Raw genomic sequence first — 14,893 nt, forward strand, 5'->3', positions numbered from 1 at the left:
GGAGATCATCCGATCACATGAGCCTTTGAGCGCCTTGTGCCGTTATACGCCCGAGGCTGTGATAAACGAACGCCCCGGCGGCACTGTGGCGTGCCGCCGGGGCGAACGGACGTACTGCTGACTCGCGGGAACGAGCCGGTACGAGCAGAACAGGCAGCGAGATTAACGCTTGCTGTACTGCGGGGCCTTGCGGGCCTTCTTGAGACCGGCCTTCTTGCGCTCGACCGCACGGTCGTCGCGACGGAGGAAGCCGGCCTTCTTGAGGGCGCCGCGGTTGTTGTCCACGTCGGCCTCGTTCAGCGCGCGGGCGACACCGAGACGGAGCGCACCGGCCTGGCCGGAGACGCCGCCACCGGAGATGCGGGCGACGACGTCGTAGCGGCCCTCGAGCTCGAGCACCTTGAAGGGCTCGTTGACTTCCTGCTGGTGCACCTTGTTCGGGAAGTAGTCCTCGAGGGTGCGACCGTTGATCTTCCACTTGCCGGTGCCCGGGACGATCCGGACGCGGGCGATGGCGTTCTTACGACGGCCCAGGCCGGCGGCCGGCTGGGGGTCGCCGAAACGGCCGGCGAGCGACTCCGAGGTGTACTCGCCCTCGACGGGCACCTCGGACTCGGTGGTGTAGCTGTCGATGTCGACGAGCTCGGTCTCGGTCTCTTCGACCGGCTGCTCAACAGTGGTCTCGGCCACGATGCTCCTCAGATTCTTTTCTGTCTTAGGGGGTGGCCGGAACTACTGCGCGACCTGGGTGATCTCGAACGGCACCGGCTGCTGGGCAGCGTGCGGGTGCTGGTCGCCCGAGTAGACCTTCAGCTTGGAGAGCATCTGACGGCCCAGGGTGTTCTTGGGGATCATGCCCTTGATGGCCTTCTCGACGGCCTTCTCGGGGTTCTTCGCCAGCAGCTCGTCGTAGCGGACGGAGCGCAGACCACCCGGGTAGCCGGAGTGGCGGTACGCCAGCTTCTGGGTCTTCTTGTTGCCGGACAGGTGAACCTTGTCGGCGTTGATGATGATGACGAAGTCGCCCATGTCCATGTGCGGGGCATAGGTCGGCTTGTGCTTGCCACGGAGGAGGTTCGCAGCGGTGGTGGCCAGACGGCCCAGGACGATGTCCTGAGCGTCAATGACGTGCCACTGGCGAGTCACATCGCCGGGCTTGGGGCTGTACGTACGCACTTCGCAGCCTTCTTCTTCAGTGGATGGGTGCTGACACATGGCATCACTGAAGCGATCGTGCAGCTGGGGACGACAATGGCCGGGGACGCTGCCCGTATGCCGCCCACTGGTAACTGCTCCAGGGAACCTACGTAAGGGCCTCTCGCGTGAGAACGACCAAGCCGATACGCATAACAAACCGCAAGGTTACCCGCGCTGCCCCGGACGGGTCAAAACGAGTCGGCCGCGGCAAGCGTCACAGCACCTCGGGGACCGAGATGTGCACCCCTGCCGGAAAGGTCCCCGGGAGCCCCGCGAGAGGCCCCGCAGCACCTCCCGTCCCCCGTCTAAGATGCGCCCCATGAGCTTTGGGCAGCAGGGGGGACCCCCGTCCCAGTGGGATCCCTGGAAACCGCAGTCACAGCAGCCGTGGGGCGACGGCGGGAGCGAGCAGACTCCGGACTGGGCCGCGCTCGCCGAGGCCTCCGAGATCCGCAACCGACGGCGTCGGCTGTTCTTCATCGTCGGCGGCGCGCTCGCCACGGTCGCGATAGGCACCGCCGTGGCGATGGCCGTCGTGTCGGCGAACGGCGACGACGGGGCGAACAAGCCGACGTCCTCGCTGTCGGCCGCCGCGATCCCCAGCGCGACCGGGACCGCCCCGTCGTTCGCGCCGACCAGCGCCCCGCCGCCGCTGGACCCGAAGGACTTCATCGCCAGCAAGGCCAAGGACACGGCCCCGCTCAGCACGAAGATCCTCTTCCCGGGCACCCAGCTGACCATGGGCTCGACCGTGTACAAGAAGGGCACGACCTCCGACACGAAGAACTGCGCCGCGGCCGACAGCGTCCAGGCCAGCCTCGGCAAGATCCTCAACGCCCACGGCTGCACCCAGTTCATGCGCGTCAGCTACACCAAGGACGGCGTCTCGGTGACGGTCGGCGTGGCCGTCTTCGACACCGAGACCCAGGCGACGAAGGCGAAGAGCCAGGTCAACACCAAGAAGGACATCGTCAAGTCGCTGTCCGGCGGCGCGGTCAAGGCCTTCTGCAACTCCGCGATCTGCCGCACGACCTCGAACTCCTACGGCCGCTACGCCTACTTCACCATCGCCGGCTTCGCGAGCGGCAAGAACGTCACGGAGAAGGACACCGCGGTCTTCGGCATCGGCGACAACCTGGCCGAGTTCACCTTCCGCCAGATCCACCGCCGCGGCGAGGCACAGGCTTCGACGGCCGCGGGCGAGTGACCCGGCGCGCCGAGGCGCGCCGGGTCCGGTCAGGTCAGGTCCGCTCCCCGGAGCCGCTCAGGGCGGCCTCGGGATACGGCACGACGGGTTCCGGCAGGCTGCCGGCCGTCCGCCGGCTCCCGGCCGTCCTGAAGACCCAGGTGCGGTAGGACCAGAAGCGGAAGAGCGTCGCCACGCCGATGCCGATGAACTTGCTGACGTTGGTGGCGAGCGTGCCGTCCCAGCCGAACCCGTAGGTCGTGGCATAGAGGACCGAGTTCTCGATGACCAGTCCGATCGCGCTGAACAGCAGGAAGAGGGTGAGTTCCTTCCTGCGGCTGTTGCGGTCCTCCTGAGCCCGTTTGCGGTACGCGAAGTACCGCAGCCCGAGGTAGTTGCTCAGGATCGCGACGACCGTGGCCAGGACGCTCGCCCTGACCGTCTGCCAGTCCGTGACAGTCCTGACGAGGTTGAAGACCGCGAGATTGACCACGAAGCCCGAGGCCCCCACCATGCCGAACTTCGCGATCTCGCGGTACAGCTTCCCCCACCGGGAGGGAAGCGCGTGGCGTCCGCTCACCATCCCGCTCAGTCCCGTCGGTTGCGCATTCGCAGTCGCAGCGGCACCAGCGCCGACTCCAGCTGCGTCGCGAGGTTCATCTTGGAGACGCCCTCGGTGCGCTCCTCGAAACGGATCGGGATCTCGACCGCGCTGTGACCGGCCCGCACGGCCTTGAACTTCAGCTCGACCTGGAAGCTGTACCCGGCGCTGTCCAGGGTCGCGAGGTCGATGTCACGCAAGGTGGCGGCCGACCACAGGTTGAAGCCCGCGGTGATGTCCCGGATCTTGGTGCCGAGCACGGTCCGGGCGTACCGGTTGGCGAAGCGGGAGAGCAGGACGCGGTGCCTGCCCCACTCCTCGTCCAGTGAGCCGCCCTCCACGTACCGGCTGCCGACGACCAGGCCCACCCCGGACGCCACGGCCGTACCGAGCATGCGTGGGACCGCTTCCACCGGGTGGCTGCCGTCGGCGTCCATCTGGACGACGTACACGGCGCCCTCGTCCAGGGCGGCGCTCATGCCGGCGACGTAGGCGCGCCCGAGGCCGTCCTTCTCGGTCCGGTGCAGCACGCTCATGCGGCGCCGTCCGTCCGCGTTGTACTTCTCGGCGAGCTCCTCGGCGATCTGTCCTGTACCATCCGGACTGGAGTCGTCCACTATCTTCAAGTGGAGCCCGCTGAGCGGCAGTTGAAGCACCGCCTCGGCCATTCTCGGCAGGTTGGCGGCTTCGTTGTACGTGGGCATCACCACGGTGACAGGCACGTCCGCCCCCACGTCGTACGTCATCTTCTTTTCCCTCCCCAATTGATTACTCCCCCCGCCGGACGCGGGTCGTCCCGCGTCCGGAACCCGGCTCAGGTGTGCACCTTGCGCTTGGCGGCGTCGTCCTTGTCCTCGGACGGGTCGTCCGTCGCCGCGCGTGTCCTTTCGAGGAGCACGAGCTGGAGGTAGTTCAGCTTCTTGGTCCGCACGACCTTGAAGCTCTTCTGGATCACGGTCGCCGTCGTCTTCGGCATGCCGCTGAACGGCTGCCCGTCGAGCGTCGTCGACACGAGCCACAGTCGGTCGGCCTTGGCCAGGCACCTCGCGGAATCCGGGCATTCGAGCGCGCCGAACGACCCCAGTTCCTGCGGAGTGCGGTACATCAGCGAGTCGCGCGGGCGGCCGGCGTCGTCCCGGAGCTCGTAGTCCATGGCCCGGCGCTCGGACATCACACCGCTGAAGACGATGCCGTCGCCCTTCTTCTGCCCGGCCTCGATGAGCTGGGCGGCGCCGCGGAAATCAGGCTCGCCCAGTGCGTTCTGCCGGGTCTCACGGATGCCGGGCAGCGACTGGAAGGCGAGCCCGGCAACCGCCGCCGCCACGAGCGCCCAGCCGAGGCCTCGCCGCGCCGCCGCCCCCGTACCGGCCTTCGCGCCGACCACCGGCCCTGCAAGCCGGACCACGGCGACGGCCGCGAGCAGTACCCAGGCGGGCGCGGTGAAGAGCAGGTAGCGCGGCAGGAAGAGGTGCAGCTGCGCGGCGGTGGCGTAGGTCGCCACGGGCGGCAGCACGATCCAGACGGCCAGCGGAAGGGCACGCCGTCCCGCGAAGAACAGCCCGAGCGCGCCGAGCGCCATGACCGGCACGGCCACCGCCCAGGACCCGAAGAGGTTCTTGGGGAAGTCGAGCAGGTCCTTGAGCACCGGATTGTTCCAGGCGATCTGTCCGCTCTGCCCCGAGCCGGAGACGGCCATGGGAATGACGAAGCACATGCCCAGGGTGCAGGCCGCGGCATAGGCCCAGCCCACGATCTTGTCGCCGGCCCGCCGGGCGATGAGGATCATCACCAGATGCGCGCCCAGGACGGCCATCGAGGCCAGGTGGCTCCAGCCGATCAGCGGCACCGACAGCGTGTAGGCGACCCACACCTTGAACGACGGCTTGTCCAGCGCCCTGGCGAGCAGCAGTGTCGACAGCAGCACCGCTGCCACCGCGAAGGCGTACGGGCGGATCTCCTGCCCGTACCGCGTGGTGACCGGCACGACGGCGAAGGCGAGCCCCGCGAGCAGTCCCACCTGTGTGGTGAACAGCCGCCGCCCGAGCAGGGCCAGCAGGCCCGCGGAGGCCGCCATGGCCACCGCACCGGGGATGCGCATCGCGGTCGGGGAGTCCCCGGCGAGGGCGATCCAGAGGTGCATGAGCACGTAGTACGGCGTGAACACGACGTCGATGGAGCGGATCAGCAGGCTCAGGTCGTGGAAGGACAGCGTGGCCGCCCACCAGGTGGCGTGCTCGTCGCGCCACAGCTGGCGGTCACCGATCCCGCGCAGGATCAGAGCGAGGGCGAGCGCCGTGGGCACGAGAAAGACCACCGCGGTGGCGAGCCGCCCGCCCTTTTGGCCCTCGGGCTCCTTCTCGGCCGGCTCGTCCGCGGGTGGCTGTGGGTCGACCGGTTCCGGAGCGGCGGGCTCGGGAGCGTACGAGTCCTGCCTGCCCGGATACCTGCCCGGATCGGCGTACTGGCCAGGAACGCCGTACGCGCCCGGGTCGGCGTAGCCGCCCTGGCCGCCGGCGTACGTGCCCTGCCCGGCGTAGGCGCCCTGTTCCGCGTAGGGATCGTGGCCGCCCGCGGCATCGGGGTAGCCGCCACCGTACGGAGCGGGGGCATGGGGACTCATCGCTTCACCCAAATCCGGTAGGCGTGATCTCCGCTGCTCGTGGTGTACGGGAACACGGCCGCCAGCCGGTAGTGGGAGTTGTTCTTCAACCCCTCCTTCACCGCTTCGTACGTCACCGGGCTGACGTTGCCGTGCATCACGATCGCGTCGAACTTTCCGTCGCGGACGGCCTGGCGGAACGCGTCGGGGCCGGTGTACTGCTTGCCGTCCTTGCCGCGGTAGTCCATGAAGTAGGAGTTCTGCCACTGCGTCCAGTCGGTCCTGTCCCGCAGGTAGTAGGCGGGGACCTCCTGCTCCTCGGCGAGGTAGGTGCCCTTCTTGTCGACGACCGTGCGCAGGTACGCGGTCATCTGCGTGGAGTCCGGGAAGCTGTACGCCCGTTGGGCCTGCACCATGCCGAACACGAGGGTGACGACGTACAGCAGGATCCCGAGCTGTGGATGCCGGAAGTGCGGGCCGACCAGGCGGGCCATGCCGAGGCCGGCCAGCGGCGCGGCGAAGAACAGTCCGAAGCCGACGTGCTTGTAGAGCGAGATCTCGGTGTGGAGGTGGATCTGGTAGGCGGGAGCGAGCAGCGCGGTGCCCGTCAGTACCAGGCCGAGCGCGGCCCGCCGCCAGCGCCCCGGGGTCTCGCCGCCGATCCACGGCATCTCGCCCATCCGCGCGCGCAGTGCGTAGGCGATCGTGCCGCCGAGCGCGGCCAGAAAGACCAGCCCGCCCCACTCCGCGCTGTGCTGGAGCATCGTCGCCGCCGCGTCCGTGCCCTTCGCACGGTCGGTGGTGGTGGAGCTGATGCCGCCCAGCGGACCGGAGAAGTAGTAGCCGATCCCGAGCAGGACCGCGATGCCCGTCCCCAGCACGACGCCCCGGCCCAGCGCGCGGGGGCCGCGGTGCCGGTGTGCGGTGATCACCGCGAGAACCACCAGGGTCGGAAGGTACAGACCGGAGGCGTACTTCACGCCGAAGGCCAGTGCGGCCGGCGGTGCCGCGAGCAGCACGGCCATGGACTTCATCCGGTCGGTGCGCACCACCGCCCAGGCGGACAGTCCGAGCAGGAAGATGGCAGCGGCGTCGTACGTGGCGAAGTTGCCGAGCACCATCGTCGACTGGAGCACCGAGAAGAGCGCGGCCGCGCCGAGCGCGGCGCGCAGGTTGAACAGCCGCCTGGTCAGCGAGTACAGCAGCGTGGTGGCGCCCAGCATGAACAGCAGGCTGACCACGCGTACACCGGCGAGGCCGAACTGGCTGTCCACGGCGCCGGCGAGCACCGGATACAGCTTGGGGTGCCCGGAGAAGTAGGCCGCGAAGTCCACCGGCAGTTTGGTGCCGTGCAGCAGGTTGGCCAGCTCGTAGTGGCCCGACGCGATGTAGAGCGCCTCGTCCTGGAAGGCCGTCCCGGTCAGCCGCAGGGAGAGCCCCGCCTGCACGAGCAGAATGCACAGCAGCACCCCGCGCCCGAGCAGCTTGCTGCGCCGCGTGTCCACCGCCCACGACGACTCCGCGACGGGCGGCAGCGTGTAGGCGGCCTTTTGCGGCTCCGGCTCCGCGGCCGTGGGAGCCGCCGGTTCGGGCTCGACGGCGGTGTAGGAGGCGTACGGGTCGAAGGGCGCGAAGGTGTCGTACGCCTGCTGGTCGGTGTACGAGGACGTCCGGTCGTGGACGTCGAAGCGCCAGCTGCCGGTCTCGGTGAAGTGGCCGGGCTGATAGCCGCCGGCCTGTTCCTGGTCCGGCGAGCGGTCCGACGAGCGGTCCGGCGAGCGGTCCGGCTGCGCCTGGGGGCGGGTCTGGGCCTGCTGCGCATACTGCCGCAGGCTCTCCCGCTGCGCGTACCGCCGCCCGCTGTCGTCGGTGTGACCGTACTGCTGCTGATTCCCCTGGCCGTGCTGCTGCCCGTACGCGTATGCGTCACGCAACTCGGAGTCGTCCGCCCACGTGGGCGTGGTGGGATCGCTCATGGCTTCGTCACATCGAATCCGAAGTCCGGGTCCGCGGCCTGCTCCTTGAAGGTCTTCTCGGACAGCGGACCGCTGTTGATGCGCCAGTCCGTCTCCTTGTCGAAGTTGAACCAGACGAACCCGATGACGTCGTCGCGCTCGGCGGTCCCCCGGAAGAGGGACTTGATGTCGGCGGGCTTGCGCTCACCGGCCTGCGCGGCGGTCTCCGCGATGATGAACGGTTTCTTCGTGAAGGCACGGATCTGGGTCATCGTCGGCCCGTACAGCGTCTGGTACGTGCTCGGGCCGGTGGCCCCGTAGTAGCCGATGACACCGACCCAGTCGACGTAGTCGTCGCCCGGCCAGTACGGCTTGAGCTTCACCTTCGGCATCGGGTGGGTGACGTTCGGGCTCCACACCCAGATGACCTGGGTGGCGCCCTCGTCGTCGAAGATGTCGTGGATGTGCTTGTACGCGGCGGTGAACTGGGCGGCGGTGGTCTTCTTGGTGCCCCACGGGTACCAGAAGCCGTTCATCTCGTGCCCGAAGCTGATCGCCACGGGCAGGTTCAGTTCCTTGACGGACTGCGCGTACTCGTGGATGTACGCGTCCTCCTTGCCCGAGGCGATGTCCTTCATGCTCGTCTTGAACGGCTCCCAGGCGATGAACGACACCGCGCCGTAGTCCCAGGAGTTCTGCACGAGCCGCTGCTCGTACTGGTCGCCCCAGGCCGAGTAGAACTCCAGCAGGTTGGGCTTCTTGCCGGCCCGCCCGGCGAAGTCCTCGACGGATGTCATCTTGGCGGGGGCGCCGTCGGCGGCAAGGCCCAGGTACTTCTTCTTCGGCTCCAGCAGCGGCCGCACGTCGTACGGCGGCTCGGGCTTGGCCGACCCGGTGGCCTCGGCCGTGCCGGTGGCGTCCGGTTGCTCGCCCTGGCTGCGCTCGTACTGGGAGCGGCCCTCGTCGGAGAACGTGCTGCATCCGGCCGTCAGCGCGCCGGCGAGCAGGACGGCGGCCAGCACCCGCACGGGACGCAGGGCTCGTACCTGGCGTACGGAGAGACTCATGCGGTCGCTTCCTGCATTTCCTGGGCGTGCGGCTGGACGAGAACACGGCCGACGACCATGGCGTAGAAGAGGCCGGCGGACAGCATCAGCGCGAAGTCCGGCGGATAGAGGGTGAGCATGCGCCAGGCCGCGATGATGATCCAGGCCACGGCGGTGCCGCCGGTCCAGAGGATCATGCAGTTCCAGTAACGGCGCATGCCGTTCTTCTTGGCGCCCGCCGAACCGGTGGGCTTCCAGCCCATCGGGCGGCCCCGCATCACGTCCCAGACGGCGAAGACATGCGACCACCCGTACATGATGCGGACGGCCCAGGCCTCCAGCCGGTACGGCGCCCGGTGCCAGAGCGGCAGCACCAGCGTCACGTACGCGACGCTCGGCAGCACCCAGAGGGTGGCCTCGGCGCGCATCAGGTCCGGGCGAAGGATCATCAGGCCGAGCGGGATGATCGGCGCGATGAACGTGGCGAGCGCGGTCTGGAGGTAGTAAAGGAAGCCCGAGACGTAGCAGAGCCGCGTCTTGAACTTGAGGTCCATCTCCCAGAACCGCTTGCTGGTGAGCAGCTCCAGCGAGCCCATGCACCAGCGGTACTGCTGGTTGTGGAACGCACCGGCCGTGTCCGGGCACACGCCGGCGGACAGCGCGACGGGCACGTAGCGCAGCTTCCAGCCGAGGGCCCGCAGATCGAAGCCGGTGTACATGTCCTCGGAGTGCTCGATCAGCGTGATGCCGCCGGTCTGCTCCAGGGCCGCGCGCCGGTAGACGGCGCACGAGCCCACGCAGATGGACCCGTCATGGTCCTCACGGGAGGTCTGGACGGAGCGGTAGAACTGCTCCTGCACGGCGCCCGCGCCGCGCTCGATCCAGTTCTGCGCGTCGACGATGCGGAAGAACTGCGGCGACTGCACGATGGCGACCTTCTCGTCGTCGTCCATGTGCGGCAGCAGTTCGTCGAGCAGGTCGGCGCGCGGCGCGAAGTCGGCGTCCAGGATGAGGATGTGGTCGCCGTCGGTCTTCTCGAAGGCGTGGTTGAGGTTGCCGGCCTTCTTGAACCAGCCGCGGTTGGGCCGCACCACGTAGTGGAACCCGAAGTCGGCGGCCATGGCCCCGACCTCGTCCTCGGCGGCGTCGTCGAGGACGTACGTCTTCACGACGCCCTGATAGCTGGCGGCCAGCCGGTTCACATGGACCCAGGTGTTGTGGAGCACCTCCAGGGGCTCACCGCACACCGGCAGGAAGATGTCCACGCTCGGATACCTCGCGGGCCGCCACGCGCGGACGAGGCGCTTGTGCCCCTTGACGTCGAAGTCCTTGCTCAGCCCGTCCAGGTACAGCGAGATCAGGTAGTCCGCGACCACGAAGGCGAGCAGCGGCATCGTCAGCCAGAACCACGGGCTGGACGCGGTGAACAGGAGCTGGCTCACGGCCAGGCACGCGAAACTGATCAGTGAGCCCACCGTCAGAACCCACAGGTGTCGGCGCGTATAGGAGTACTTCTCGGCGTCGTCCGGCGGCTGCGGCAGGAGTCCGTGGTTCTCCACGACCCGCCTGCGCCTCCGAGGGCGCGCGGCAGCGCCAACTGCACTAGTCATCAAACCCCCCAGGACCGCACCGGCCCTGCCTACCCCACCCGAATACCGGCCATCCCCATAATTCGAACTCTCGACCGGACCGCGAAAGCATAACCGGATTTTCGCTTTACGTCTCAACCTTCATGTTAAGTGAGGGTTTCATCACGGGTCACAGGGGTAACAGCGACGCCCCAGTGCACAATCAGCCCAACTGATGATAAGAACAACCACTCAGTCTTCACGTTTGTGCCGTACCTGTGACCGCTCCGGGCGCGGACGCCAGAGGGGGGTTCCGATTTGCCCGGGTTTCTCATGCCCGCACGCGGTGGCCGTCACCGCAGCCGACGGCGCACATGGCTGCTCTCCGTCGTCGCCGCAGCCGTCGCGGCGCTGATCGGCACGACGATCAGCCTGATCGCGTCCTCCGCCCAGGCCGACCAGAACACCCAGGGTGTGGACAATCTGCGCACCAACTGGGACCAGGACGAATCCTCGCTCTCCCCCGCGGTCGTCCAGTCCTCCGCCTTCGGCCGGCTCTTCGCCACCAAGCTGGACGGACAGATATACGCCCAGCCGCTGGTGCTGGGCGACCAGGTGATCGCGGTCACCGAGAGCAACACCCTGTACGGCCTCGACCGCACGACCGGTGCGATCGAGTGGAGCAAGAACTACGGACCGGCCTGGCCGGCCTCGGCGATCGGCTGCGGAGACCTGGTGCCCAACGTGGGCGCCACCGCGACCCCCGTCTACGACTCCGCCACCGACTCCCTCTACTTCACCACCAAGGTCGACGACGGCACCTCCACGCACCGCCACCCGAAGTGGCTGATGCACGCGGTGGACCCGGCCTCCGGAGCCGAACGCGCCGGGTGGCCGGTCACCATCGCCGGAAGCCCCGTCAACGACCCGGGCAACGAGTTCGACGCCTTCTACGAACAGCAGCGCCCCGGCCTGCTGTTGATGGACGGCGTCGTCTACGCGGGCTTCGGCGGCCACTGCGACGCGTGGCCGTACCGCGGCTATGTGGTCGGCGTGAGCACCACCGGACACAGCATCACCTCGATGTGGGCGTCGGTGACCGGTGCCAGCACGGGCGGCGCCGGTATCTGGCAGTCCGGCGGCGGACTGGTCTCGGACGGGTCCGGCCGGATCTTCTTCAGCACCGGCAACGGCATCAGCCCGGCGCCCGGGCCCGGCAAGACCGTTCAGGGCACCCTCGCCGAGTCCGTCGTACGCCTCCAGGTGGGCGAGGACAACAGCCTCAGCACCGCCGACTTCTTCAGCCCCAGCGACGCCGCGACCCTGGACCTGACCGACCAGGACATCTCCTCGGGCGCCCCGATGGCGCTGCCGGACGGCTTCGGTACCAGCGAGCACCCCCACCTGCTGATTCAGCAGGGCAAGGACGGGCGCATCTTCCTGCTCGACCGCGACAACCTCGGCGGCATGGGCCAGGGCCCCCAGGGCGGCGACGCCGCGGTGAGCAAGTCCGGCCCCTACCAGGGCATGTGGGGACACCCCGCGTTCTGGGGCGGCGACGGCGGCTATGTCTACGTCGTCGGCAACCAGGGCCCGCTGCGCGCACTCAAGTACGGCGTGCGCAACGGCGGTACGCCCGCGCTCACCCTCACCGGCCAGAGCCAGGACACCTTCGGCTACACCAGCGGCTCTCCCCTGGTCACGTCCGACGGCACGGACGAGTCCAGCGCCCTGGTGTGGATGACCTCCGCGAGCAACGCCTCCGGTGCCGACGGCACCCTGCGCGCCTACAGCCCCACCCCCGACGGCAACGGTCTGCTCCAGCTGCTGTGGTCCGCGCCCATCGGCACGGCGACGAAGTTCAGCACGCCGACCGCAGCCCACGGCAAGGTGTACGTCGGCACCCGCGACGGTGTCCTCTACGGCTTCGGCAGCCCCGCCAGGACCGCCCTGACCGCGTCCTCGCTGGACTTCGGCCAGGTCGCCACGGGCAGCAGCGACTCGGCCGCGATGAAGCTCACGGCCACCCAGGACGTCAGCATCACCGGGCTCAAGGCCTCCGGCGCGTTCTCGGTCGACCCGTCCGCCGTGCCCACCCCCGAGCAGCCCACCGCGCTGGCGCAGAACGCCACCCTCGACGTGCCGATCACCTTCGCCCCGACCACCACCGGCGGCATCAACGGCACCCTGACCGCGAACCTCTCGGACGGCCAGAAGCTGGTCTTCGCCCTCCACGGCGTCGGCACCCGGCCCGGTCTCGGCGCGGCACCCGCCGCCCTGGACTTCGGGGAAGTGCCCACCGGCAGCACCTCGACGCGGAACCTCCAGGTCACCAATACCGGTACCGAGCCGGAGACCATCGACTCGATCGCCGCGCCCGGCGGCGCGTTCACCGCCTCGGGGCTGCCGAGCACGGGCACGGTGGTACCGGCCGGCGGTTCGTTCGTGCTCTCGGTGACCTACGCGCCGCAGAGCGACCAGGACGACAACGACGCACTCGTGCTCAGCAGCAGCGGCGGCGGGGCCACGCACACACTGAGCGTGCCGATCACCGCGACCGCCATCACCGGGCAGGGGCACCTGGAGTTCTCCACCGACGCGCTGGACTTCGGACAGGTCCCGATCGGCAGTTCCAGGTCGCTGTCGTTCACGATCACCAACACCGGCAACATCCCGGTGAAGGTGACCAAGGCCAAGGCGCCCACGGGTGACTTCAACAGCCCGGTGCAGCTGTCGGAGGGCCTGGTCATCGGCCCCGAGCAGACCGCCGTGCAGAGCGTGACGTTCACCCCGCGATCGGCGGCGGACCTGACCGCCTTCTACGAGGTCACCGGCACCGGGACCGACGAGAACGGCAACGCCCAGGGCGCCATGTACGTGCCGATCAAGGGCACCGGTACCGGCACCGCCACCACCACCTCGGTCGCCGACGGACAGTGGCAGACCAACGGCTCGGCGGTGGCCGCCGACGGCGGCGGCGTCCAGCTGACCCCGGCCACCGACTACCAGGCGGGCACGGCGGTGTACGGCAAGGCGCTGCGCACCGACGGTCTGCGGGCCACCTTCACCGCGAAGTTCGGTCCCGGCACCGGCGGGAAGGGCATGACGCTCTCGCTGCTCGACCCGGCCCAGAACTCCGCCTCGGCGCTCGGCGCGAACGGCGACGGCCTCGGCATCGCGGGGCGGCCGGGCACGGTGATCGCGTTCGGCACCGGCTTCAACAACACCGTCCAGGCGATGAACTTCGTGGGCGTGGGCCGCAGTTCGGCCGGCTCGACGGCGATCGACTACCAGTCGGTGGTCCCCCTCACCACGGCCCTGCGCCAGGGCACGCATCAGATCGACGTCCAGATCGACGCCGGCCATCTGTACGTCCGGATCGACGGGACCCAGGTGGTGGACGCGACACCGACGCTGCCGTCCAGCGCGCTCCTCGCCTTCTCCGGCGGCACCGCCGACAGCCCCGACGTGCAGACGATCAGCGCACCGGTCGTCAGTGAGGCGCCCGCGGCTCCGGACCCCAAGGCGGCGGCCTCGCTCCAGTTCACCGCACCGGCGACGGCGGTCCCGGGCCGGTCCCTGACCGTCACCGGCACCCTGACCTCGACGGCGGCGCTCGCCCCGGGCCAGGTCGTCAAGGTGACGCGCAACGGCACCGCGCTGCCCGACGCGACGACAACGGCGAACGGCTCCTTCACGTTCACCGACACCCCGTCGACGGAAGGCACGTACACCTACGCGGCGAGCTACGCGGGGGACGCGACCCATGAAGCGGCGAGCGCCACCGGCCTCGTCCAGGTCGCCAAGCTGCCCACCTCGGTCACCCTGACGGCTCCGGCCACATCCGGCCGCGCCGCCGCGCTGACCGTGCCGGGCAGGCTCTCCGGCGCGCCCTTCGTCGCCGGTCAGGTCGTCAAGGTGACGAAGACCGACCTGGCGCATGCGTCCGGTGTCGCCCTCGCCGACGCGAAGGTCGCCACGGACGGTTCGTTCACGATCAAGGACACCCCGCAGATCGGCGGCGCCAACACCTACAAGGTGTCCTACGGCGGCGACGTATCGCACAAGTCCGGCAGCGGCACCGCCACCGTCCAGGTGTCCCGGGCCTCGACGTCCCTGACCGTCACCACGGACCACTCGACCTACAACTACGGTCAGTCCGCGAAGATCACCGCGCACCTCGGCACGACCTACAACAGCCGTACGGTGTCGATCTACGCTCAGCCGTACAGCGGCACGAAGGTCCTGCTGAAGTCCGGGGCGGCGGACTCCCACGGCAATCTGACGGCGTCGTACAAGCTCGCCCGCAACACCACGTTCAGCGCGGTGTTCGCCGGTGACTACCGGTACGACCCGAAGACCGCCGCCCACGCCGTGCACTCGTACGCGGGGGTCGCGGAGAAGCTGTCCGGCTACTACACGAACACGCACTACGGAAGCACCCTCTACCGGGTGTACCACCGCACCGCCAAGGAGCGGCTCGACGTCACCGTCTCGCCCAACAAGGCCGGCCAGTGCGTTCTCTACCGCGTGCAGCGGTACTACAGCGGCGCCTGGCACACGCAGAGCACCTCGCCCTGCTCGGCCCTCACCTCCGCCAGCACCGGCAGCCAGCAGATGTCCCTCACCAACGGCGTCAACAACAAGTACCGGGTGGCCGCGCAGTACGTCCACAGCAGCCGGGACAACACCAACCTCAGCACCTGGGGGGCCTGGCAGTACTTCACCGTCAGGCAGTGAC

Annotated in this window: 10 protein-coding genes; 2 read left to right on the top strand and 8 right to left on the bottom strand. The window is 69.0% G+C overall.

Annotation, left to right across the window (positions count from 1 at the left end; all coding sequences use genetic code 11):
• Positions 1-162 precede the first annotated feature (162 nt).
• Positions 163-690 carry a 30S ribosomal protein S9 gene (rpsI, locus tag ACIRP7_RS08935; protein ID WP_352389220.1) on the bottom strand — a complete coding sequence of 176 codons (528 nt, stop codon included), beginning with the start codon at positions 688-690 and terminating at the stop codon, positions 163-165.
• Positions 691-732: 42 nt separating this feature from the next.
• Positions 733-1,176, bottom strand: a complete 444-nt coding sequence (gene rplM, locus ACIRP7_RS08940; RefSeq protein ID WP_045559465.1) for a 50S ribosomal protein L13 — start codon at positions 1,174-1,176, stop codon at positions 733-735.
• Positions 1,177-1,516: 340 nt separating this feature from the next.
• Here rplM and ACIRP7_RS08945 point away from each other — a divergent pair, with 340 nt between their 5' ends.
• A complete protein-coding gene (locus tag ACIRP7_RS08945) occupies positions 1,517-2,404 on the top strand; it encodes a hypothetical protein (protein WP_403655539.1) in 888 nt (295 codons plus the stop codon).
• Between the two features lie 34 nt (positions 2,405-2,438).
• Here the strand turns inward: ACIRP7_RS08945 and ACIRP7_RS08950 are convergent, their stop codons facing one another.
• From ACIRP7_RS08950 to ACIRP7_RS08975, 6 genes are all read right to left on the bottom strand, one after another.
• Entirely contained in the window at positions 2,439-2,966 is a 528-nt protein-coding gene (locus ACIRP7_RS08950) for a GtrA family protein (RefSeq protein ID WP_403655541.1), read from the bottom strand.
• Positions 2,967-2,971: 5 nt separating this feature from the next.
• Positions 2,972-3,730, bottom strand: coding sequence for a polyprenol monophosphomannose synthase (locus ACIRP7_RS08955; RefSeq protein ID WP_403655543.1), 759 nt, complete (start codon positions 3,728-3,730; stop codon positions 2,972-2,974).
• A 68-nt stretch (positions 3,731-3,798) separates the two neighbouring features.
• Positions 3,799-5,604 (bottom strand): glycosyltransferase family 39 protein, encoded by a 1,806-nt coding sequence (locus ACIRP7_RS08960; RefSeq protein WP_403655545.1) that lies wholly within the window; start codon positions 5,602-5,604, stop codon positions 3,799-3,801.
• Positions 5,601-7,559, bottom strand: a complete 1,959-nt coding sequence (locus ACIRP7_RS08965) for an ArnT family glycosyltransferase (protein WP_403655547.1) — start codon at positions 7,557-7,559, stop codon at positions 5,601-5,603. The genes ACIRP7_RS08960 and ACIRP7_RS08965 overlap by 4 nt, the downstream gene beginning before the upstream one ends.
• Positions 7,556-8,605, bottom strand: coding sequence for a glycoside hydrolase family 26 protein (locus ACIRP7_RS08970; RefSeq protein ID WP_403655549.1), 1,050 nt, complete (start codon positions 8,603-8,605; stop codon positions 7,556-7,558). Before ACIRP7_RS08970 ends, ACIRP7_RS08965 begins: the two co-directional genes overlap by 4 nt.
• Entirely contained in the window at positions 8,602-10,194 is a 1,593-nt protein-coding gene (locus ACIRP7_RS08975) for a glycosyltransferase family 2 protein (protein ID WP_403655551.1), read from the bottom strand. The genes ACIRP7_RS08970 and ACIRP7_RS08975 overlap by 4 nt, the downstream gene beginning before the upstream one ends.
• A gap of 291 nt (positions 10,195-10,485) precedes the next feature.
• Here ACIRP7_RS08975 and ACIRP7_RS08980 point away from each other — a divergent pair, with 291 nt between their 5' ends.
• Positions 10,486-14,892, top strand: coding sequence for a choice-of-anchor D domain-containing protein (locus tag ACIRP7_RS08980; protein ID WP_403655553.1), 4,407 nt, complete (start codon positions 10,486-10,488; stop codon positions 14,890-14,892).
• Position 14,893 lies beyond the last annotated feature (1 nt).

This window comes from Streptomyces sp. NPDC102270, assembly GCF_044766405.1.
Classification (GTDB): Bacteria; Actinomycetota; Actinomycetes; order Streptomycetales; family Streptomycetaceae; genus Streptomyces.